Source organism: Leucobacter sp. WKLB1 (genome assembly GCF_059696215.1).
This window is the reverse complement of the sequence record NZ_AP046115.1, coordinates 3,295,457-3,317,359: the sequence shown is the minus strand read 5'-3', so window position 1 is coordinate 3,317,359 and position 21,903 is coordinate 3,295,457. Positions and strand designations below refer to the sequence as shown.

Genomic DNA, 21,903 nt, shown 5'->3' with positions numbered 1-21,903 from the left:
GGGAGCGTTCAACGCTCCCGCCGCTTCGTCGTCGCTGAAGCCTACGCCCCCCAGCTCGCCTGAGCGCCGCCGACGCGGTCGGCGTTGATGCGCTGCTGGTAGCCCGACGCGGCGTATGCGGCCATCGGGTCGGCGGGCAGGCCGCGCGATTCGCGCCACTCGGCGAGCGCGGGGCGCACGTCGGTGTAGAACGCGTCCATGAACACGGCGTTGGCGCCGAGCACGTCGCCGGCGGCCTCAGCGGCGCCGAGGGCGTCGCGGTCGAGCAGCAGGGCGCGCGCCGTCATCTCTTGCACGTTGAGCACGGAGCGGATCTGGCCGGGGATCTTCTCTTCGACGTTGTGGCACTGGTCGAGCATGAAAGCGACATCGGGGTTGTTGAGCCCGCCGCCGCGCACCACCTCGACGAGAATGCGGAAGAGCTGGAACGGGTCGGCCGCGCCGACGATAAGGTCATCGTCGGCGTAGAAACGGCTGTTGAAGTCGAACGAACCCAGCTTGCCGAGGCGCAGCAGCTGCATCACGATGAACTCGATGTTGGTGCCGGGGGCGTGGTGGCCGGTGTCGAGGCAGACCATGGCCTTCTCGCCGAGCGACGACACCTGCGCGTACGAGGTGCCCCAGTCGGGAACATCGGTGTGGTAGAAAGCCGGCTCGAAGAACTTGTACTCGAGCACGAGCCGCTGGTCGGCCGAGAGACGTGCGTAGATCTCCTGGAGCGACTCCTGCAGGCGATCCTGACGGCCGCGCATGTCGGCCTGACCCGGGTAGTTCGAGCCCTCGGCGAGCCAGATCTTGAGGTCGCGCGATCCGGTCTCGTCCATGACGTCGATGCACTTCAGGTGGTGGTCGATGGCCTTGCGGCGCACGGCGGCGTCGACGTGGGTGAGGGCGCCGAACTTGTACTCGTCGTCTTGGAACGTGTTCGAGTTGATCGTGCCGAGTTCGACCCCGAGGTCTTCGGCATGCTTGCGCAGCACCCCGAAGTCGTCGACGAGATCCCACGGAATGTGCAGCGCGACGGCGGGCGCGAGGCCCGTGACGCGGTGCACCTCGGCGGCGTCGGCGATCTTCTCGAACGGGTCGCGCGGGGTGCCCGGCGTGCCGAACACCTTGAATCGCGTGCCCGAGTTGCCGTAGGCCCACGACGGCACCTCGATCGCCTGCTGGGCGAGGGTCTGCTGGATTTCTGGGGTGAACAAGGAGCTCATGATCTGCGCTTTCTTTCCGGTACTGCGCTATGCGCGATTCGTGCTCGCGTGGTGGCGGGCGAGTTGGTCCTCGAGGTTGAACACCTCGGGAAGTCGGGGGGCCTCCTGGTCGGGGCGGCCGGTTGATGCGACGAAGTAGTCAGCCATCTTCGCCTCCCACGCGGCGGTGCGGGGGGCGGCTTCGAGCGCTCGCTGCGCGGCTTCGTCGTCATCGGTCTCGTAGTAGCCGATGAGCAGCCCGTCGGGGCGCAGGAAGAGCGAGTAGTTGCGGCGGCCGGCGTCGGCGATGGCCTCGAGCATGTCGGGCCAGACGGCGGCGTGGTGCTCGGCGTACTCGGCCAGGCGGTCGGGCTTGACCTGCATTTGGAAGCACACGCGCATGGGAGTCTCCGAGTCTGGGTGGGGCGCGGCTGAGCCTGCGCGGGGTGGGGCGGTGGTGCGGTACAGCGGGTGTTCGGGGGTGGTGCGGGGGCGGGGTCGCAATCGGTCCGGCCCCCGCACCGTGGCGGCTTAGAAGTCGAAGTCGCCGATGTTGTCTGCGTTGAAGCGGAACGGATCGCCGAGCAGCACGACGCCGTCCTTGCCCACGGTGAAGTCGCCGAGGTCGCCGGCGGTGAAGGTGTCACCCTCCTTGCCCTCGATCTCGCCCGAGACGAGTGCGTTGGCGGCGTAGGCGGTCAGGTAGCCGAGGTCCTCGGGGTTCCACAGTGCGAACTCGGTGACGGTGCCGTCTTCGACGTACTCGCGCATCTGGTTCGGGGTGCCGAGGCCGGTCACTGCGACCTTGCCCTTCGCGTCCGAGGTCGAGACGTAGCGCGCGGCAGCGGCGATGCCGACGGTGGTCGGCGAGACGATGCCCTTGAGCTCCGGGTAGGTCTGCAGCAGCGCCGCGGTCTTGTCGAACGAGGTCTGATCGTCGTCGTCGCCGTAGACGGTCTCGACGAGCTCGACGTCGGGGTGGTTGGCCTTGAGCTCTTCCTTCATGAGGTCGATCCAGGCGTTCTGGTTGGTCGCGTTCGCCGCGGCCGAGAGAATTGCGATCTGACCCTTGTCACCGATCTGCTCGGTGATCATGTCGACCTGCACCTTTGCGATGCCCTCGGCATCGGCCTGGTTGATGAACAGGTCGCGGCAGTCGGCGCTGGTGTCGGAGTCGAACGTGACGACCTTGACGTCGTTATCGCGCGCCTCGTTGATCGCGTCGCAGATAGCCTTCGGGTCGTTCGCCGAGATGGCGAGCGCGTCGACGCCCTGCTGCGTCGCGGTGTTGATGAAGCTCACCTGCGCGTCGGGGGTCGCCTCGGTCGGGCCGACCTCGTTGAAGGTGCCGCCGAACGCTTCGACGGCCGCCTTGCCGCCCTTGCTCGACGTATCGAAGTACGGGTTGCCGAGGTTCTTGGGCAGGAAGGTGACGCTCGCGCCGGATCCGCCCGAGCCCGAGTCCGATCCGCCGTCGCCCGCGTCGCCGCCGCCGGTGGAGCAGCTCGAGAGCAGCAGCGCTGCGCTGGCTGCGAGCGCGAGAACCGCGCCCGCCTTCTTCTTATTCTTCGTGAACCACATCGCTCGGTGTTTCCTTTCCTGGCCCGCGATTGCGGGGGTGTGGGTGTGGTGGGTCGTGAAAGTGAGGGTCAGGCCGTGGTGGCGGCCCGTGCGCCCGCGATCTGCAGCTTTCTGCCGGTTTTGCGCCGGTTCTTGAATGCTGCAATAACGCTGGTCGAAATCACGGCGGCGATGAGCAGCACGCCGGTGATGATGTTGATGACGTCGGAGGTGACATTCGCGAGGCGCAGCGCGCTGCCGAGCACGCCGATCAGCAGCACGCCGGCGATGACGCCGTGCAGTGCGCCGCGGCCGCCGAAGATCGAGACGCCGCCGAGCAGCACCGCGGCGATGACCTGCATCTCCATGCCCGTCGCGTTGTCGCCGCGCGCGCTGCCGTACCGCAGTGTGTAGTAGATGCCGGCGAGTGCGGCAACGGCACCGCTGAGCACGAACAGCACCATCTTGGTGCGAGCGACGTCGACGCCCGAGAAGCGCGCAGCTTCGGGGGAGAGGCCGATCGAGAAGACCCCGCGACCGAACTTCGTGAAGTGCAACAGAATCGTGAAGACGGTGGCGAGCAGCACGAAGAGCACGATGACGACGGGAATGCCGGTCGAGCCGATCTTCTCCTTGGCCAGGTCGGTCCAGAACGACGGGAAGTCGGTAACTGCGGTGGTGCCGAGCAGGCCGACCGCGATGCCGCGGTAGAGCGCCAACGTGCCAATCGTCACTGCAAGCGAGGGGAGCCCGACCGCGGTGATGAGCCAGCCGTTGATGGCGCCGCCTACCGCACCGGCTGCGATGGCGAGCACGATGGTGATCCCGAACGGCACGCCCGCCTGGGTGAGCACACCGGTGAGCACACTCGAGAGTCCCACGACGCTGGCGACCGACAGGTCGATCTCGCCGGTGACGATGATCGCGGTCATCGGCAGGGCGATGATGAGAATCGGGAACATGTCGAGCAGCAGGTAGGTCATCGTGATCTTGCTGCCGAAGTTCGGCACCAGGATCGCGGCGACGAGCACGACCACGACGAAGAGGGCGATGATCGCGCTCTCGCGGGTCAGCAGCAGGCGCTGCCAGAGGGGGCGGTCGTAGTCAGCGATGTGGCGGATGCCGGTCGTCGCGGTGGCGGTGGTGGTCGCGGTCATCGCTGCGTCTCCCGTTCTTCGATGAGTTTGCGGTGCTGTCTCAGCGAGAGCACGCGGTCGAGCACGATGGCTCCGATGATGAGCACGCCGACGACGGCGCGTTGCCAGAAGTCGGGTACACCGAGCACGGGGAGCGCGCGGTTGATGGTCATGAGCAGGAAGGCGCCGATGGCTGCGCCCCACACCGAGCCGACGCCGCCGAAGATCGCGACGCCGCCGATGACCGCGGCACCAATCGCGTCGAGCTCCCAACCCGATCCGGCCTGCGAGTTGATTGTGCCGTAGCGGGCGGCATAGAGCACGCCGGCGAAACCGGAGAGCGCGCCCGACAGAACGAACGCCGAGAGGATGCGGCGGGTGACGGGCAGGCCGTAAAGGTGCGCGGCGTCGGGGTCGGAGCCGATCGCGTAGCTCTCGCGGCCGGCGCGCGTGTTCTTCATCCACCACGCGACGGCGATCAGCACGACGAGGGCGATGATGGTCAGCACCGGAATCGTGAAGACCTGTGCGGTGCCGAGTGCGAGGAAGCCCTTCGGCATGTCGGAGGCGTTGATGCGATCCGAGCCGGTCCAGAGCACGTTGATGCCGCGGAAGGCATACATGGTGCCGAGCGTGATGACGAGCGCGGGCACCTTCGCGAAGGCGACGAGTGCACCGTTGATCAAGCCCAGCAGGCCGCCGAAGACGATGGCGATCAGCACCACGACGATCGCCGGAAGGCCCGGCATGTCGATGAAGAGGCGGCCGGTGAGGTAGGCGCTCAGGCCCAGGATCGAGCCGACCGACAGGTCGACGTTGCGCGTGATGAGCACGACGGCCTGCCCGACCGCGACGAGCAGCAGCAGCGAGGGCGTGAGCCACAAGTCGCGATAGCCGTCGGTCGAGAACAGGAAGTTCGGGTTCTTGATCGTGGCGGCCGCGACGACGAGCAGCACGGCGAGCAGGATGCTGGCCTCGCGAGCTCGGGTCAGGCGCCCGACGATCGCGCCGAAACCGACGCTCGGGGCATTCAGGGTAGTGGCGCTCATGCGTGCTGCTCCGTATCTGCGTTCGCGCTGTGCGTGGCGGCACGCATCACGTTCTCTTGCGTTGCATCGTCGCGGTCGATGGTGGCGGTGATGCGACCCTCATGCATGACGACGACGCGGTCGGCCATGCCGAGCACCTCGGGCAGCTCACTCGAGATCATCAGCACGCCCATGCCTTGACTCGCGAGCGTCGAGAGGAGGCGGTGCACCTCTGACTTGGTGCCGACGTCGATGCCGCGGGTCGGTTCATCGATGATGAGCACGCGCGGGTCGGTGGCGAGCCACTTGCCGAGCACGACCTTCTGCTGGTTGCCGCCCGACAGGGTGCCGGCGATCGTGGTGAGCGCGTTGGTCTTCACTTCGAGCTTCTCGGACCAGGGGCGTGCGGCGCGGTTTTCCGCGCCGGTTGTGACGATGCCGAGCTTCGCCAGCGAATCGAGGATGACCGACGTCGTGTTGCGGCCGACGCTCGACTCGAGCACCAGGCCCTGCTTGCGACGATCTTCGGGAACCAGTGCCAGGCCGGCGCGCATGGCGGCGGTCGGCTTGCCCTTGGCGACGTTCTTGCCCGCGACCTGCACGCTGCCGCTGCGGTACCCGTCGACGCCGAAGACGGCGCGGGCGACCTCGCTGCGGCCGGCGCCGACGAGGCCCGCCAGGCCGACGATCTCACCGGCGTGCACGGTGAAGCTGATGTCGTTGAAGACGCCTGGGCTCGTGAGCCCGTCGACCACGAGCAGGGGCTCGCCGACCTCGGTCTCGAGCTTCGGGAAGAGCTCGGTGATCTCGCGGCCGACCATCTCGGCGACCACACTGTCGGGGTCGGTCTCGCTGATCGCGCGGGTCGAGACGTAGCTGCCATCGCGCATGACGGTGATGGTGTCGCAGAGAGCGAACACCTCGTCGAATCGGTGCGAGATGAAGACGAGGGCGCGGTTCTCATCGCGCAGTGCTCGTGCGACCTGGAACAGGCGATCGACCTCGACGCCCGAGAGGGCTGCGGTGGGCTCATCCATGATCAGCACGCGGGCGTCGAGCGAGATGGCCTTCGCGATCTCGATCATCTGCTGGTCCGCGATGGAGAGCCCGTCGGCCGTGCGATCCGGATCCATGGCGACGCCCAGTCGAGCGAACAGCGACTGCACCTCGGCGCGCATGGCGGCGCGATTGATGCGACCGAAGCGGCCGCGGGGCTGGCGGCCCATGAAGATGTTCTCGGTGACCGAGAGGTCGGGGAAGAGCGTGGGCTCCTGGTAGATCACCGCGATGCCTGCCGCCTTCGACTCGGCGGTCGACGCGAAGTCGACGGTCTCGCCGTCGAGGCGGAAGTCGCCCGAGTCGCGACGGTACAGGCCGGCGATGATCTTGACGAGCGTCGACTTGCCGGCGCCGTTCTCTCCCACGAGCGCGTGGATCGAGCCCGGGTGCAGAGCGAGTGTGCTGTCGCGCAGTGCGATGACCTGGCCGAAGGCCTTCGCAACGCCGCGCAGTTCGAGCAGCGGCTCGCCAGCGGGTGGTTTCTTCATTGAACTCACGACTTCCTGCCATTGGAAGGGCATCTCAGGGTGTTGCTGAAACGGATCGACAGCCGATTGAACAATCGATCAATGAATCGTTTCAATATCAGTGAGCCTGAGTTTACGCACGGCGATTGAAATGCGTCAAGTCGAAGTCATAACGGTTTCCAAGTCGTTATTGAAGCGTTTCAATATTGTGAGCGCATCGAATAGACTCTGGCGAATACAAGACACTGACGACCGGATAGGGGACAACGCTATGGCAGCGAGTATCCGAGACGTCGCGCGTGCCGCGGGGGTGTCGGTGGGCACGGTCTCGAACGTGCTGAACCGGCCAGAGATCGTGGCCGCAGCGACCGTGGAACGCGTGGCGCAGGCGATCGAAGAACTCGGCTTCGTGCGCAACGACGCCGCTCGGCAGCTGCGCGCCGGGCGCAGCACCAGCTTCGGGCTCGTCGTACTCGACACCCGCAACCCGTTCTTCATGGACCTCGCGCACGGTGCCCAGCGCCGCGCGATCGACGACGGCTACACCGTGCTGATGGGCGGCAGCGACGACTCGAGCACGCGCGAGCACAGCATCCTCGACATGTTCGAGGAGCATCGCGTCGCGGGGGTGCTCATCTCACCCGTCGACACCGACCTCACGCAGCTCTGGAAGCTGCGACAGGCCGGCACCCCGGTCGTGCTCGTCGACCGCGGCTCGAGCGACCGCTCATTCTCATCGGTCTCGGTCGACGACGTCGAGGGCGGGCGCATCGCTGCGCGCCACCTGCTCTCGCTCGGTCGGCGCCGTCTGGCGTTTATCGGCGGGCCGCTCGGCATCAAGCAGGTCTCCGATCGTCTCAACGGAGCGCGCTCCGTCGTCGCCGAAACACCTGACGCCACGCTTACCGTGCACGAGACGCCGGCGTTGAGTGTCATCGAGGGGCGCCGGATCGCGGAAGAGATCGTTGCGCTGCCCCCCGAGCGCAGGCCCGACGCCGTCTTCGCAGCCAACGACCTGCTCGCGATGGGGGTGCTGCAGGCGTTCGTGATGACCGGATCACTGCGCGTCCCCGAAGACATCGCGCTCGTCGGGTACGACGACATCGACTTCGCGAACGCCGCCGTGGTGCCCATCACCTCGGTGCGCCAGCCGGCGATCGAGATCGGTGCGACCGCGGTCGGTCTGCTCATCAAGGAGGCCCAGGCCGGGCCCGATGCTCCGCGCGAGCAGATCGAGTTCACGCCCGAGCTCGTCGTGCGCGCATCGACCGTCGGTGCCGCTGCCGAGAGCTGAGGCGCGGCTGTCTGCGGTACCGACGCGGAACTACGCCTGAGCGAGTACCGCGTCGCCGGGAGTGGCGTTCTTCGCGGCACCGTCGCGACGCGTGAGGCGACCGGTGCGGCGCAGCCAGATCTCCATCGGGATCGTCACGAGCGGCGGAACCGAGGCGGCGAGTGCGAGCAGCGCGACCCACCAGCCCCAGCGCAGCCGGATTGCGGCGACGATCGTGATGATGCCGTAAACGATGAACGCGCCCCCGTGCAGCGAGCCGAAGATGGTGACGCCCAACGCTGTCGTCTCGGTCACATACTTCAAGAACATGCCGACGAGCAGACCGGCCCAGGTGAAGGCCTCGACGAAAGCGATCCAAGCGTAGGCGCGGCCGATTCCTGTGGCTTTCGTCATGGTCGGCATCCTATCGATGCAGGATCAGCAGGTCCCGTGAAGCTGCAGTGTCGGCGGCTGTCGATAGCCTCGAATCATGCACCTTCTTCTCCTGTCGTTGCACACCGGCGCGCTGCCGCAGTTCATCGCAGACACCACTCCCGTCACTGATCGCCGACTCCGCATCGGATACGTCATCGACGCAGAGGTGCCCTACTCAGGTATGCCGTTTGTTGCGGCGGCGCGGCAGAGTATCGCGTCCCTCGGGCACGAGGTGGAGCTGCTGGAGCTGCGGCAGATGAGCCCCGACGATACGGATCGCGCGTTGCAGTCGCTCAATGTGCTGTACGTCGCGGGCGGCAGCACATTTGCGCTGCTCGAAGCGTTGAGAGTTAGCGGCAACGACGAGGTGGTGATTCGGCACGTGCGGGCGGGCTTGCCCTATATCGGCTGCAGTGCCGGTTCGGCCGTCACGGGGCCTGACATCGCCCCGCTGTCGCTGATGGACGACCCCGCTGACGGCCCGCATCTGCGGGGTACCGCTGGTCTCGCGCTGATCGACCGCACCGTCTTGCCGCACGCTGACGGGAGGTTGCCTCAATATCCCGTACAACTCATCGAGCGCACCCTGCAGACTTATGGCGACGAGCATCCCTTGGTGCTATTGTGTGACGACCAAGCGTTGCGCGTCGATGGCGCCGAGGAGCGAATCGTTCCGTCTGAGGAATGAAGCTCGCCCGTCGGTCAGCTGCGGGTGTGCGCCCAGACGACGGCCTGGATGCGGTCGCGCACCCCGAGCTTCTGCAGCAGGTTCGAGACGTGCGTCTTGATGGTGGCTTCGCCGAGGAAGAGCGCTTTGGCGATCTCAGCGTTCGAATGCCCCTCTGCGACGAGCGCGAGGACTTCGCGCTCGCGCTCCGTGAGCCCCGCAGCCTCCATCGCTGCGCTCGTGGCGTCGAGGTCGGAGACAGCGTCGGCCGCCGGGGCCGTCGCATCTGCGGGGGAAGCGGTGCCTGCCCCGGTGCTTCGTTCTGCCGCAACGCGCTCGATCACGGCACGCGTGACGTCAGGGCCGAGCAATGCGTTGCCGGCCGCGAGTGAGTGCACTGCGTCGATCAGTTGCTCGGCGCGAGACGTCTTGAGGAGAAAGCCGCTGACCCCCGCTGCGAGGGCGTCGAAGAGGTACTGCTCGTGACCGAATGTGGTGAGCACGAGCACCGAAGGTGCGGCATCAGTGGACGCTGCAGTGAGGATGCGGCGCGAGGCCTCGATGCCGTCGAGCACGGGCATCTCGACGTCCATGCAGATGACGTCGGGCGCGAGCTCGGCAGCGAGCTCCACGGCGATTGCGCCGTTCTCGGCTTCACCGACGACCTCGATGTCGGGCTCCGATTCAAGGATGATGCGGAAACCCGAGCGCACCAGCGCCTGGTCGTCGACGAGGAGCACGCGAGTCATGCGGGCCTTTCAATCAGGGCGGATGCTGAGGAGGAAACGGGCACGCTGGCCCGCACGATGAAACCGCCGCGCTCGCGGCGGTCGGCGGTCACGGTGCCGCCGACGGCGCCGATGCGTTCGCGCATGCCGCGCAGCCCGAGCCCGGAACCGGCAGCACGCTGCCCAAGCTCCTGACGCACGCCGTCGTCGGAAATCTCGACTTCGGTGGCGTCGGGAGTGAACCGGAGCCGCACCTCGGCGCGGGCGCCGCGACCGGCGTGCTTGCGCACGTTGGTCAGTGCCTCCTGCACCACGCGGTACAGGGCAACGTCAACGAGCATCGGTACCGGGCGCGGTTCTCCGGCGACGATGAGCGTTGCCGGGGTGCCTGAGCTCTGGGACTCGGAGACGAGCGTCGAGAGATGCGCGACACCGATGGTGGTCGGAGCCGAGGCGTCGCTGCCCGGGTCGCGCAGCGTGCCGAGCAGTGCGCGCAACTCGGCGACAGCGGTGCTGGCACTCTCTTCGACGACCTCGAGCGAGGCAACCGCGCGTTCGGGGTCGCGCGCGATGCTGCGTCTGGCCGCAGCGGCTTGAATGCCCATGACCGATACGTGGTGCGCAACGACGTCGTGCAGCTCGCGCGCGATGGCGATGCGATCGAGAGCGACCGCCTGCGCCGCGCTCGTCTGCCGCTCGAGTTCGAGCTCGCGCCCCTGCGCCTCAAGCAGCGCCTGCGCACGCGCCGCGTTCCAGGATCGCTCGCCGAAGAAATAAGCGCCGCCGAAATACAGGAGATTGGTGATGATCTGAATGACGGCGTAGGTTGCGTACGCAGAGAAGATGCCCGAGCGAGATATGCCCGGGAACGCATCCTCTTGCGATGACGCGATGATGAGCGTGATCACGAGCCACACGATCATGATGACCCCGATGCCGACGCGCGACCACACGGCGAGCGCGCGACGCCGCTCCCAGGCTCCCACCGTGTACATCGCGCAGAACAAGGTGATGTTGATGATGAGCACCTCAGGTACACCGAACTGACCACACACGAAGAAGCCGATGGCCACCACGATGGCGACGGGCACGGGGTACGTGCGGCGCACCGCGAGCGGCAGGGTCGAGAGCCCGAGGCCGATGACCCACACCCAACCGGGTGCCGGATTCTCGTACATGCCGGTGCGCGCATACAGGAGTGCGGTGGTGGCCGCCGCGAAGGCGAGAAGCACCGCGAGCCCGATATCGGCGCGCAGCGCGCGACGATCGGGCGCGGGGCGGCTCCAGGCGGCGTTCGGCTGCATGACTCCAGCGTAGGGGGAGCCGTCGACATCGGGCATCCGCCCCGAGGGGGAGCGCTGGCCGCGCCGGGCGATCCCGCAGTCATTCGCTCGGGGGAAGCGCAATGTCGACGGCACCCGCCAAGCTTGAACCAACGACAGAAGGGAACGAGATGATCGACATCGCAGGCGTCACCCGCAGCTTCGGCGACCGACGCGTGCTCGACGACGTGAGCTTCACAGTCGAGGGCGGTCGCATGACCGGCTTCGTCGGGGGCAACGGCGCGGGCAAGACCACCACCATGCGCATCATTCTCGGGGTGCTGTCGGCCGACGCCGGCACGGTGAGCCTCGACGGGTCACCGCTCACCCCCGCAGATCGGGCGCGCTTCGGCTACATGCCTGAAGAGCGCGGGCTCTACCCCAAGATGCAGGTGCTCGAGCAGCTGGTGTACCTCGGCAGACTGCACGGCTTCAGCGCGTCAGACGCGAAGGCCTCGGCGACCGAGCTCATCGAGCGGCTCGGCCTGGGCGAGCGCGCAACCGACACGCTCGAGAGCCTCTCGCTCGGCAACCAGCAGCGCGCGCAGATCGCGGCGGCCCTCGTGCACCGCCCGTCGGCGCTGGTGCTCGACGAGCCGTTCTCGGGGCTCGACCCGATGGCGGTCGAGGTGGTGCTCGGTGTGCTGCGCGACTATGCCGCGCAGGGCGTGCCCGTGCTCTTCTCCTCGCATCAGCTCGACATCGTCGAACGCCTCTGTGACGACGTGGTCGTGATCGGTGGGGGCAAGATCCTCGCCTCCGGCTCACGCGAAGGGTTGCGTGCGCAGCACTCCGGCAGCAGCTTCGAGCTCGAAGTCGTCGGCACCGGAGCCGACGCCGGGTGGGTGCGCGAGCAGACCGGCATCACGGTGACGCACCTCGACGGCGGGTTCGCCCGCTTCGACGCCGTCGACGAGCACGCCGCCCAGAGCGTGCTGACCGCCGCGGTGCAGCAGTCGCAGCCCGGCGTGACAGTGCGCCGATTCGCCCCGATCACCCCGTCTCTGGCCCAGATCTTCAAGGAGGTCGTGCGATGAACGCCCCCACACCCGCCGCGACGCAGTCGTCGCGATCCACGTCGCGCCCCGTGAGCGGCGCCCAGGGCGCCTGGCTCGTCGCCGAGCGCGAGATCACCACGAAACTGCGCAGCAAAGCCTTCCTCATCTCGACGGCGATTCTGCTGCTGCTCGTGCTCGGATCGGTGCTCTTCAGCGGCTTCATGGCGAAGAACGGCGGGTTCGCCAGCGATACCTCGGTAGCGGTGGTCGGAGAGGCCGCCGCGACGGTCGATCCGCTCGACGGCAATGGCTTCGAGGTGACCGAGGTGGCGGATCGCGCGGCCGCCGAACAGGCCGTGCGCGATGGCGAGGTCGACGCCGCGGTGGTGCCGGGCGGCGACACCCCGGTCGGCCTCACCATTCTCGCGAACGACAGCCCCCCGACCGGGCTGCTGCAGGCGCTCTCGGCGTCGCCGACGGTCGAGCTGCTTGAGCCGACGAGCAAGAATCCCTTCCTGGCGTACATCATTGCGATCGCCTTCGGCGTCGTCTTCATGATGAGTGCAATCACGTTCGGCACGACGATTGCGCAGAGCGTGGTCGAAGAGAAGCAGACGCGCATCGTCGAGATTCTGCTCGCCACCGTCTCGGCGCGCACCATGCTCGCGGGCAAGATCCTCGGCAACAGCATCCTTGCGCTCGCCCAGGTCGTCGCGATCGCGGCGCTGGCCTCCGTGGGCATGCTCGCGACCGGGCAAGACCTGCTGTTGGGTGAACTCGGCACGGCACTGATCTGGTTCGGCATCCTGTTCGCGTTCGGGTTCGTGCTGCTCGCCGCGATGTACGCCGCACTCGCCGCCTTGGTCTCGCGTCAGGAAGACATCGGCTCGGTGACCAGCCCCGTCATGATGCTGGTGATGCTTCCGTACATCGGAGTGATCGTGTTCTACGACAACCCGACCGTGCTCGCGATCATGAGCTACCTGCCTTTCTCGGCCCCGGTCGGCATGCCGATGCGCCTCTACCTCGGCACCGCCGAATGGTGGGAGCCGATCGCATCGCTCGGCATCCTCGCCGTGTCGATCGCGATCGTCATCTCGATCGGGTCGCGCATCTACAGCAACTCGATCCTGCGCACCGGCGCTCGGGTGAAGCTGGGCGACGCGCTCAAGGGATAGCGGTCGAACCTCCGCAACTGCGGGCCCGGGGCGCTGTCGCGCTCCGGGCCCGCAGTGCGAGGTGCGCCGATACGCTGGTCGCATGGCACCCGAGATCGACTGGACCGCGCTGCAGCAGGCGGCACTCGCCGCTGCGGAGCACGCGTATGCGCCCTACTCCGGCTACTCCGTCGGGTGCGCCGCACTGGTCGACGACGGCCGGGTGATCACCGGCTGCAACGTCGAGAATGCCAGCTACGGGGTGACGCTCTGCGCCGAGTGCGCGATGGTCGGCCAGCTGCACCTCGGTGGGGGCGGGCGCCTCGTCGCGTTCACCTGCGTCGGCAACGGTGAGGTCATCACTCCCTGCGGGCGCTGCCGCCAGGTGCTCTCGGAGGCCTCGGCCCCCGGCATGCTGCTGCAGACCACCGCGGGGCTCGCCACGATCGAGCAGATGCTGCCCGAGGGCTTCGGCCCGGCGGCACTCGCTACCCCCTAGCAATGTCCGTGGCCGGGAGTAGTCTGCTCGGGTGAGTACCGAACACCCCTCCGCCAGTCAGCCCACTCCCGGCGCCACCCCGGCCGCCAAACCCGACATTCGGCCCTGGCCGGCGCTGTGGTCACTGGTGCTGGGCTTCTTCATGATCCTCGTCGACACGACGATCGTGTCGGTGGCGAATCCGTCGATCATGGAGGGCCTCGAGACCACCATGGTCGCGACGCTGTGGGCGACCAGCGCCTACCTGCTGGCCTACGCCGTGCCATTGCTCATCACCGGGCGACTCGGTGACCGCTTCGGCCCGCGCCGCATCTACCTGTTCGGGCTCACGATTTTCACGCTGTCGTCGCTCGCGTGCGGGCTCTCGGGCACCATCGAGGCGCTCATCATCGCCCGCGTGTTCCAGGGCCTCGGAGCCGCTCTCATGACGCCGCAGACGATGGCCGTGATCACGCGCATCTTCGCGCCTCGCGAGCGCGGTTCGGCAATGGCCGTCTGGGGCATCACCGCCGGGGTGGCGACACTCGTCGGCCCGATCTTGGGCGGCGTGCTGCTCGACGGCTTCGGCTGGGAGTGGATCTTCTTCATCAACGTGCCGGTCGGCATCATCGGGTTCGTGCTCGCGATGCGCTACGTGCCGCAGCTCGAGACCCACGCGCACCGCTTCGACTGGGTCGGGGTGCTGCTGAGCGCCGCGGGCATGTTCATGTTGGTCTTCGGTATTCAAGAAGGCGAGAGCTACGACTGGGGGCAGATCTGGGGGCCGATCTCGGTGTGGAGCCTGATCGTGCTGGGCATCGTGGTGCTCGCGCTCTTCGTCATCTGGCAGCGGGTGCAGCGCGGCGAACCGCTGTTGCCGCTCGAAATCTTCCGAGACCGCAACTTCTCCGTCGGCTCCTCCGCCATCACGATGGTCGGTCTCGCGGTGACGAGTATGGGCCTGCCGCTCATGTTCTACTACCAGCTCGTGCGCGGCCTGACGCCGACGCAGTCGGCACTCATGCTCGTTCCGATGGCACTGCTCTCTGCTGGTCTCGCGCGGCCGATTGGTTTGCTCATCGACCGCACCGACCCCCGCCGCATTGCCACCCTCGGGCTCGTGCTCGTCGGCGCGGGCATGCTGCTTTACAGCTTCCTGCTGCAGCCCGACACCCCGCTCTGGCTCCTGCTCGTACCGAGCGCGATGCTCGGCATCGCGAACGCCTGCATGTGGGGGCCGCTCGCCTCGATCACCACCTTCAGCCTCGCACCCGAACTCGCCGGTGCCGGCTCGGGCGTCTACAACACTTCGCGCCAGGTCGGCGCGGTGCTCGGTTCGGCCGCGATCGCCGCGCTCATGCAGTCACGCATCTCCGCCGAACTCGGGGCAGGCGCGGCCGATGGCATGAGCGGCGGTGAGTCCGCAGGTGCCGCAGGCCAACTGCCTGAAGCGCTGCACGCGGGCTTCGCGGCAGCGATGGGGCAGTCGCTGTACCTGCCGATCGCCGCCATTCTGCTCGGCGCCATCATCTCGCTCTGGTTCGGTCGCCGCCCGCAGAAAGCGACCACCCGGCCGGTCGAGGTGCCCGCCGAGGCCTGAGCGCGCCGGGCGCTCTACCGTCATTCCATCACTCTTTTCACGAACGGACCTGACCATGATCCTCGCCTTCTCCGTCGCCCCGTCGGGCACCGGCAACGCCTCCGTCTCAGACGCCGTCGCCGAGGCGGTGAAGATCGTGCGCGCCTCGGGGCTGCCGCACCGCACGTCGTCGATGTTCACCGAAATCGAGGGCGAGTGGGACGAGGTCTTCGACGTCGTGAAGCGCGCGACTGAGGCCGTGCTGCCGTTTGGCTCACGCGTGTCGCTTGTGATGAAGGCCGACATTCGGCCCGGGTTCGAGGGCGAGCTCGACGGGAAGCTGGAGCGGTTGGAAGCGGCGATCGAGGGAGCTAAAGAGGCTCACTGACGGTGTGGGCACTCGCTTGACAGACCGTTCTGGCTTTGCACTCCACTCTATGGGTCAGCCCTGAAGTCGGACGGGGTAACAGTCCATACAGCTCATCCCAGCTGACGTACAAAGGTTGTCGTCGGCCTGCGGCGTGGTGAACTCTGAGGGTGACGGTGCCGTCAAGCGTTGCGCAGTATCGTGAGTCTCGCTCGGAAAGCTCGGAGCAACCGGAAGCGCGGCAATGCGTTGATTGCGGCATCGCAGAGGGCTCGTGGCTGCTCCAGCAAAACGTGGACAGTTTTGTCACACCCCTCTCACTTTTTTGTCATGTCGCATAAAGATTGGCTCTGACGGACACCAACGTGGGTGACTCGTCTGCACTGAAACGGTGAACCCGATGGGGTAACCCGGCACCAGCGCATACAACTTCGAACGCACAATGGAGTGAACAGATGAAGACTGTAAAGAAGTCTCGATGGGTGAGTACAGCTTTTGCGGGAGTCGCATTCACCGGCGCACTGCTGCTCTCGGCTTGCGGGAGCCCTGCGGGGGCGGGCGGCGGCGCTGACGCATCTGGCGGCACCGAATCGCCCGAGACCAAAGTGGCTCTCATCACTCACTCGACACCGGGGGACACGTTCTGGGATATTCTCCGCAAGGGTGCTGAGGCGGCCGCGGTGAAAGACAACGTCGAGTTGCTCTACAGCTCGGACCCAGACGGAGCGCGCCAGGCACAGCTGGTGGAACAGGCGGTCGATCAGGGGGTCGACGGCATTATCGTGACGCTGGCCAAGCCGGATGCGTTGGAAAGTGCGGTGCGCAAAGCGGTCGATGCCGGAATCCCGGTGTACAGCATCAACGCCGGTGAATCCGCGTACGCGGCGATGGGTGTGACGGCGCACTTTGGCCAAGACGAAAAAGTGGCCGGGCGGGCGGCAGGCGAGAAGCTGAATGAGCTCGGTGCGAAGCGCATTATCTGCGTGGTGCAGGAGCAGGGGCATGTCGGTCTCGAGAATCGGTGTGCTGGCGTGAAAGAGACGTTCTCGGGTCAGTCGGAGCCGCTCTACGTGCAGGCCGCTGATGCAACGAACGTCTCTTCCACGATCACATCGAAGCTGCAGACGAACGCCGATATCGATTACGTGCTGACCTTGGGAGCTCCACAGGCTCCCATCGCTCTCGAATCGATCAGTGATGCGGGCAGCAGCGCCAAGCTGGCGACCTTCGACATGAACCCTGAGGTGCTCGCAGGTCTGCAGAGCGGTGACATTCAGTTCGCTGTGGATCAGCAGCCGTATTTGCAGGGCTACTCCGCAGTCGACGGGGTCTGGCTCTACAACACCAACGCGAACGTGCTCGGGGGCGGACTCCCGGTGCTCACCGGGCCGCAGATCATCTCGCCTGCCGATGCCGAGGTGCTTGCGGAGTACGTGTCCCAGGGAACGCGGTAGCTCGAACCCCTCAAGAAGGTCGTATCCATGAGTACAGCAACAGCTCCTAAATTCGACGAGCGCGTCGCCTCGGGCAACCTGTTTACCAGGTTCTTCACCAAGCCCGAGGCGGGCGCCACCGCAGCCGCACTGGTCCTCGCGATCATGTTCGCCGTCGTCGCTCCGCAGTTCACCCAGCCCAGCTCGATCGCGACGATCCTCTACGGAGCGTCCACGGTCGGCATCATGGCGGTGGGCGTATCGCTCCTGATGATCGGCGGCGAGGTCGACCTGTCGGCAGGTGTCGGCGTCATCTCGGCAGCGCTCTCCTCGTCCCTGTTCATGTACTGGTTCGGGGGGAACGTCTGGGTCGGTGCGATTGTCGGCCTCGTGTTCTCGCTGCTGGTCGGTTTGCTGAACGGGTGGCTGTTGACGAAGACGAAGCTCTCGAGCTTCATCATCACTCTGGCGACCTTCTTCATGCTGACGGGGTTGAACCTCGGTGTCACTCGCGCGTTGACGGGCGGCGTCGCCGCTCCGTCGATCGCCGAGTGGCCCGGGTTCGCCTCGGCAGAGGCGGTCTTCGCTTCAGACATTCCGGTCTTCGGCGTCAACGTCAAGATCACGGTGTTCTACTGGATCATCCTCGTGCTCATGGCGACCTGGATTCTGCAGCGCACTCGCGTGGGTAACTGGATCTTCTCCTCGGGCGGCGCCCCGGATGCGGCACGCGCCGTGGGCGTGCCCGTCGTGAAGACGAAGATCGGCCTCTACATGGGCGTCAGCTTCTGCGCGTGGCTGCTGGGCATGCACCAGCTCTTCGCCTTCAAGACGGTGCAGTCGGGTGAGGGCATCGGCAACGAGTTCCTCTACATCATCGCGGCCGTCGTCGGCGGCTGCCTCATGACCGGCGGCTACGGTTCGGCGATCGGCGGCGCGATCGGCGCACTCATCTACGGCATGGCTCTCAAGGGTGTCGTGTACGCCGAGTGGAACCCGGACTGGCTGAAGTTCTTCCTCGGTGCAATGCTTCTGGGCGCGACCGTGCTGAACTTCACCCTGCAGCGTCGAGCCGCCCGAGGAGGGAAAAAGTGAACGCCACAGCAACCGAGACGGCAGTAGCGCCGTCGCAGGTCACGGGCCCGCTCGTCGAGCTCCGTGACGCCGAGAAGCGATACGGCAACATCATCGCCCTGCGCGATGTCAGCCTCAAGGTGGGCTCGGGCGAGGTGATGTGCGTGCTCGGCGACAACGGCGCCGGCAAGTCCACGCTCATCAAGATCATCGCCGGCCTGCATCAGCACACCGCCGGTGAGTACCTCGTCGAGGGCGACCCGGTGAAGTTCAACTCGCCGCGCGAGGCCCTGAACCGCGGCATCGCCACGGTGTACCAGGATCTCGCGGTCGCACCGCTCATGCCGGTGTGGCGCAACTTCTTCCTCGGCTCCGAGCAGACGAAGGGGTGGGGGCCGTTCAAGCGCCTCGACGTCGACTTCATGCGGAAGACGGCGAAGCAGGAGCTGCTCGACATGGGCATCGATCTGCGCGACGTCGACCAGCCGATCGGCACCCTCTCAGGTGGTGAGCGTCAGTGCGTCGCCATTGCTCGCGCGGTGTACTTCGGCGCGAAGGTGCTGATTCTCGATGAGCCGACCGCCGCCCTCGGCGTGAAGCAGTCGGGTGTCGTGCTCCGCTACATCATCCAGGCGCGCGACCGCGGTCTCGGCGTGATCTTCATCACGCACAACCCGCACCACGCGTACCCGGTCGGTGACCGATTCCTGCTGCTGAAGCGCGGCCAGAGCATCGGCTACCACGAGAAGTCAGACATCACGCTCGAAGAGCTGACCGGTCTGATGGCCGGTGGCGCCGAGCTCGAGCAGCTCGTGCACGAGCTGCGCAACGTCGGCACCTCGACCGATACCGTGCGCACCATCCGCGACGAGATCCAGGAAGACTCCGCAGCCGGAGTTGGCCGGGTGAGCGTTACGGAAGCCGTCAGCGTGATCCCCGGCGAGTACGAGGATGACGAAGACGACGAGGGTGATGGCGGCAAGCGCCGCTGAGCTGTACCGCGTAATACCGCTGGGCCGCACTTCTGAGTGACCGCGCTCATCACGAGTGACCGCCCCGAGACATTCTTGGGGCGGTCACTCAGTGTGAGGGGTCACTCTTGGCGAACGAGCTGCGCCGCAAACCGTGACCGACGCAGCCTGTTGAGTGCGGCCGCGACGCGACGCGACTGAGCTCCAACCAGCGCATTCGCGTGTCATTCGGGCCCGTCGCGTATCCCATAACGTGCCAGGGCACTCTCGTTAATGGACAGTTTTGTCCGTTTCTTGAACAAAATTGGCCATCTCGTTTGAATGAAGACAGACCAACTGACATCGAAGTCGATCGGAGAAACACATGGCGCAGGCGAACGCACCGCGGGGTATTCCCACTGCTCGAAGCGTGGACCACGTCGGGCTGACGGTACCGAACTTGGAGGAGGCCGTCGCTTTCTTCACTGAGTACTTGGGCTGTGATCTCATCTGGGAGTTCGGCCCCTACGGGAACGACGGAGACACGATGTTGCGCCAGCTCAATGTTGCGCCGGAGGCGACGGCACGTATCGCCTTCCTCCGCATGGGGCCGACCTGCAATCTGGAGCTGTTCGAATACGAAGCGCCGGAACAGGTGACTCGCACGCCGCGAAATAGCGATATCGGAGGCACGCATATCGGGATCTACGTCGATGACATCGAAACCGCCGTCGCGTACCTGCGAGAGATCCCAGGGGTGACGGTGCAAGACGGACCGAACCACAACACGGGAGACACGGACCCGTCGGGTTTGAGCTTCTGCTACTTCCAAACGCCGTGGGGGTACCAAATGGAACTCGTTTCTGCGCCCAATGGGATGGGGTACGAGCGCCGTACCGTGCAGCGCTCAGCTCCACCGGCCGAATATTGGCACACGGGCCCGGGTGGCCGCCGTGCCTCCGTGGGGCAGGAGGCATGAGCAGCATGGCAAACTTTGAACAGCAGGCGCAGGCACTGATCGCACGTCTGGGGCGACGCGTGCGTTTCGGCATTGTCGGTGGCGGGAGCGATTCGGTCATCGGAAGCATCCACCTCCTCGCTCATCGTGTCGACGGGTTGGGGGAACTCGTGGCCGGCGCGATGAGCATCGACCCCGCAGTCGCGGAGTCATCGGCAGCGGCTCAACTCATCGCGCCGGATCGCCGGTACACGGACTGGCGCACCATGCTCGAGACCGAACGGAACCGCGAAGACGGCATCGATGCGGTGGTGATCGCCACGCCCCCGCATGTGCACGCCGAACCGACCATCGCCTTTCTCGAAGCAGGCTTCAGCGTGTTCTCCGAGAAACCACTCGCGGCGAGTGTCGCAGAGGCACGAGACGTTGCCGCTGCCGTCGACCGAGCGAACGGGGTGTTCGCACTGAACCATTGCTACAGCGGTTACCCGATGGTGCGACATGCTCGTGCGCTCATTGCCGCTGGCGAGATCGGCGACGTGACGCTGGTCGAAGGAGAATACGGGGTCGGCGTCGGGGCGTTGCTCCATGAGCCCGATCCCGGAGAGAACCGACACTGGCACTTTCGTCCCGGGCCGATGGGAAAGGCCGTCGTGCTCGGCGAGATCGGTTCCCACTTGCATCACCTCAGTGAGTTCGTGCTGGGAGACACGGTCGAATCTGTATCCGCCGACCTCCAGATGATCGCCGCGCGCCGCGAAGTCTACGACAACGCCTATCTCAACGTGCGATTCCGCGGCGGTGCCGTGGGGCGACTCTGGTCGAGTTACGTCGCGGCAGGTCAGGAACACGGCCTGCAGATTCGCGTCTTCGGCACGACGGGCTCACTGCGCTGGTCGCAGGAATCGCCGGAGCACCTGTGGCTCTTGCGACCCGATACCGGAGCCACCCTGCTTTCGCGTGGATCTGCCGATCTGTCACTCCAAGCTGCGCACGCGACGCGAGTTCCTCCAGGCCACCCCGAAGGCTATGTGCTCGCGTTCGCGACGCTGTACCGCGAATTCTTCGCCGACGTTGCGCAACGCCTGCTCGGTGATGACGCCCGCGATCTGGGCTCGTTGCTCCCGAACGCAGCAGATGGCGTGCGCACGCTGCAACTGATCGAGGCGGCAGAAGCATCGCACGATGCCGGAACACGAGTCGAGCTCGACCGATGATCGCCGACACGCAGACCAGCGCAGATTCGGGGCATGTCGCTCGCACCATCGGCGCGCTCGAATTGCTGTCGAAAGAACCGCACACGGTGAACACCTTGGCCGAGGGGCTTGAGGTGCACCCGCGGACGGTCAAGCGGCTGCTCGGTGCGCTCGTTCAACTGCAGTACGTCGGGATCGTCGGCAAGCTCGGGCAGCAACCGCTGTATCGGGCGACACTGAAGCTTGCCGCGCTGTCGGAACGGCTTTTGCAGGATTCCGACCTGCTGAAGATTGCGGCTCCATTCGTCATCAAACTCCGCAACATTACGGGAGAGGCGTCGCATCTCAGCATTGGTAGTCGTGAAGGCGTGAGCCATGTGCTGCAGGAAGGCGGGCAGGGGATCGTGGTTGCGAAGCCCCGAACGGGAGAATTCGTGCCATATCACGCCACTGCGGTGGGCAAGGCGCTACTGGCATTCGACGAATCGTACTGGGAATATCTGCCGGAAAATCTCGTGCCATTCACGAAGCACACCGCGACGAATCGCATGCAATTGAGTGAACGTCTCGCCGAAACGCGGCGCACCGGTGTCAGCCATGATGCGTTGGAGAACAGCTTGGAATTGCGCTGCATGGCGGCACCCATCTGTGATGCGACTGGCGTGGTGGCGGCGCTGGGAGCGTCTGCGCCGTCATCGCGGTTCACGCTCGACCTCGTGCCGACGATGGCACGAACGGTGTTCGATGTCGCTGCCGAGCTGTCGATGCAACTCGGCGGTGATCTCCGAGCGCTGGTGCGTTCGGTGGCAGAGACGCCGAGCACCACTTCATCTTGATCGCGCGTCACC

At 66.1% G+C, this 21,903-nt stretch carries 22 protein-coding genes; 13 read left to right on the top strand and 9 right to left on the bottom strand.

Going from position 1 to position 21,903, the window contains the following annotated elements; genetic code table 11:
• Positions 1–41 precede the first annotated feature (41 nt).
• From rhaI to ACZF5Y_RS15235, 6 genes are all read right to left on the bottom strand, one after another.
• On the bottom strand, positions 42–1,211 hold the full coding sequence (rhaI, locus tag ACZF5Y_RS15260; RefSeq protein WP_497533570.1) for an L-rhamnose isomerase: 1,170 nt from the start codon (positions 1,209–1,211) through the stop codon (positions 42–44).
• Positions 1,212–1,238: 27 nt separating this feature from the next.
• The gene (locus tag ACZF5Y_RS15255) at positions 1,239–1,592 is read right to left on the bottom strand and encodes an L-rhamnose mutarotase (protein WP_497533569.1); all 354 of its coding nucleotides are present in this window, start codon (positions 1,590–1,592) and stop codon (positions 1,239–1,241) included.
• Between the two features lie 129 nt (positions 1,593–1,721).
• Positions 1,722–2,771 carry a rhamnose ABC transporter substrate-binding protein gene (gene rhaS / locus ACZF5Y_RS15250; RefSeq protein ID WP_053351624.1) on the bottom strand — a complete coding sequence of 350 codons (1,050 nt, stop codon included), beginning with the start codon at positions 2,769–2,771 and terminating at the stop codon, positions 1,722–1,724.
• Positions 2,772–2,839: 68 nt separating this feature from the next.
• Complete coding sequence (locus tag ACZF5Y_RS15245; protein WP_497533568.1) at positions 2,840–3,907, bottom strand: ABC transporter permease; 1,068 nt, start codon at positions 3,905–3,907, stop codon at positions 2,840–2,842.
• Positions 3,904–4,935, bottom strand: coding sequence for an ABC transporter permease (locus ACZF5Y_RS15240; RefSeq protein WP_497533567.1), 1,032 nt, complete (start codon positions 4,933–4,935; stop codon positions 3,904–3,906). Before ACZF5Y_RS15240 ends, ACZF5Y_RS15245 begins: the two co-directional genes overlap by 4 nt.
• On the bottom strand, positions 4,932–6,461 hold the full coding sequence (locus ACZF5Y_RS15235) for a sugar ABC transporter ATP-binding protein (RefSeq protein ID WP_497533566.1): 1,530 nt from the start codon (positions 6,459–6,461) through the stop codon (positions 4,932–4,934). The genes ACZF5Y_RS15240 and ACZF5Y_RS15235 overlap by 4 nt, the downstream gene beginning before the upstream one ends.
• Before the next feature lie 250 nt (positions 6,462–6,711).
• Between ACZF5Y_RS15235 and ACZF5Y_RS15230 the strand changes: the two genes are divergently transcribed.
• Positions 6,712–7,734 (top strand): LacI family DNA-binding transcriptional regulator, encoded by a 1,023-nt coding sequence (locus ACZF5Y_RS15230; RefSeq protein WP_497533565.1) that lies wholly within the window; start codon positions 6,712–6,714, stop codon positions 7,732–7,734.
• A gap of 30 nt (positions 7,735–7,764) precedes the next feature.
• Here the strand turns inward: ACZF5Y_RS15230 and ACZF5Y_RS15225 are convergent, their stop codons facing one another.
• A complete protein-coding gene (locus tag ACZF5Y_RS15225; protein WP_497533564.1) occupies positions 7,765–8,127 on the bottom strand; it encodes a DUF3817 domain-containing protein in 363 nt (120 codons plus the stop codon).
• A gap of 76 nt (positions 8,128–8,203) precedes the next feature.
• Here ACZF5Y_RS15225 and ACZF5Y_RS15220 point away from each other — a divergent pair, with 76 nt between their 5' ends.
• Positions 8,204–8,836, top strand: coding sequence for a Type 1 glutamine amidotransferase-like domain-containing protein (locus tag ACZF5Y_RS15220; protein ID WP_497533563.1), 633 nt, complete (start codon positions 8,204–8,206; stop codon positions 8,834–8,836).
• 14 nt (positions 8,837–8,850) lie between these two features.
• Here the strand turns inward: ACZF5Y_RS15220 and ACZF5Y_RS15215 are convergent, their stop codons facing one another.
• A complete protein-coding gene (locus tag ACZF5Y_RS15215) occupies positions 8,851–9,564 on the bottom strand; it encodes a response regulator (protein ID WP_497533562.1) in 714 nt (237 codons plus the stop codon).
• Positions 9,561–10,847 carry a sensor histidine kinase gene (locus ACZF5Y_RS15210; protein WP_497533561.1) on the bottom strand — a complete coding sequence of 429 codons (1,287 nt, stop codon included), beginning with the start codon at positions 10,845–10,847 and terminating at the stop codon, positions 9,561–9,563. The genes ACZF5Y_RS15215 and ACZF5Y_RS15210 overlap by 4 nt, the downstream gene beginning before the upstream one ends.
• 149 nt (positions 10,848–10,996) lie before the next feature.
• Between ACZF5Y_RS15210 and ACZF5Y_RS15205 the strand changes: the two genes are divergently transcribed.
• From ACZF5Y_RS15205 to ACZF5Y_RS15155, 11 genes are all read left to right on the top strand, one after another.
• The gene (locus ACZF5Y_RS15205; protein ID WP_497533560.1) at positions 10,997–11,902 is read left to right on the top strand and encodes an ABC transporter ATP-binding protein; all 906 of its coding nucleotides are present in this window, start codon (positions 10,997–10,999) and stop codon (positions 11,900–11,902) included.
• A complete protein-coding gene (locus ACZF5Y_RS15200) occupies positions 11,899–13,041 on the top strand; it encodes an ABC transporter permease (RefSeq protein WP_497533559.1) in 1,143 nt (380 codons plus the stop codon). The genes ACZF5Y_RS15205 and ACZF5Y_RS15200 overlap by 4 nt, the downstream gene beginning before the upstream one ends.
• Positions 13,042–13,123: 82 nt before the next feature.
• On the top strand, positions 13,124–13,519 hold the full coding sequence (locus ACZF5Y_RS15195; RefSeq protein WP_497533558.1) for a cytidine deaminase: 396 nt from the start codon (positions 13,124–13,126) through the stop codon (positions 13,517–13,519).
• A 97-nt stretch (positions 13,520–13,616) separates the two neighbouring features.
• Positions 13,617–15,098: a DHA2 family efflux MFS transporter permease subunit gene (locus ACZF5Y_RS15190; RefSeq protein WP_497535347.1), complete on the top strand. Its 1,482-nt coding sequence runs from the start codon at positions 13,617–13,619 to the stop codon at positions 15,096–15,098.
• Between the two features lie 55 nt (positions 15,099–15,153).
• Positions 15,154–15,465, top strand: a complete 312-nt coding sequence (locus tag ACZF5Y_RS15185) for an MTH1187 family thiamine-binding protein (protein WP_497533557.1) — start codon at positions 15,154–15,156, stop codon at positions 15,463–15,465.
• 461 nt (positions 15,466–15,926) lie between these two features.
• Entirely contained in the window at positions 15,927–16,898 is a 972-nt protein-coding gene (locus ACZF5Y_RS15180) for a sugar ABC transporter substrate-binding protein (protein ID WP_497533556.1), read from the top strand.
• Positions 16,899–16,925: 27 nt separating this feature from the next.
• Positions 16,926–17,972, top strand: a complete 1,047-nt coding sequence (locus ACZF5Y_RS15175; protein ID WP_497533555.1) for an ABC transporter permease — start codon at positions 16,926–16,928, stop codon at positions 17,970–17,972.
• Entirely contained in the window at positions 17,969–18,943 is a 975-nt protein-coding gene (locus ACZF5Y_RS15170; RefSeq protein WP_497533554.1) for an ATP-binding cassette domain-containing protein, read from the top strand. Before ACZF5Y_RS15175 ends, ACZF5Y_RS15170 begins: the two co-directional genes overlap by 4 nt.
• Positions 18,944–19,286: 343 nt before the next feature.
• Complete coding sequence (locus tag ACZF5Y_RS15165; RefSeq protein WP_497533553.1) at positions 19,287–19,880, top strand: VOC family protein; 594 nt, start codon at positions 19,287–19,289, stop codon at positions 19,878–19,880.
• A complete protein-coding gene (locus ACZF5Y_RS15160) occupies positions 19,877–21,076 on the top strand; it encodes a Gfo/Idh/MocA family protein (protein WP_497533552.1) in 1,200 nt (399 codons plus the stop codon). The genes ACZF5Y_RS15165 and ACZF5Y_RS15160 overlap by 4 nt, the downstream gene beginning before the upstream one ends.
• Positions 21,077–21,171: 95 nt before the next feature.
• The gene (locus ACZF5Y_RS15155; RefSeq protein WP_497533551.1) at positions 21,172–21,891 is read left to right on the top strand and encodes an IclR family transcriptional regulator; all 720 of its coding nucleotides are present in this window, start codon (positions 21,172–21,174) and stop codon (positions 21,889–21,891) included.
• The last annotated feature ends 12 nt before the right edge of the window (positions 21,892–21,903 follow it).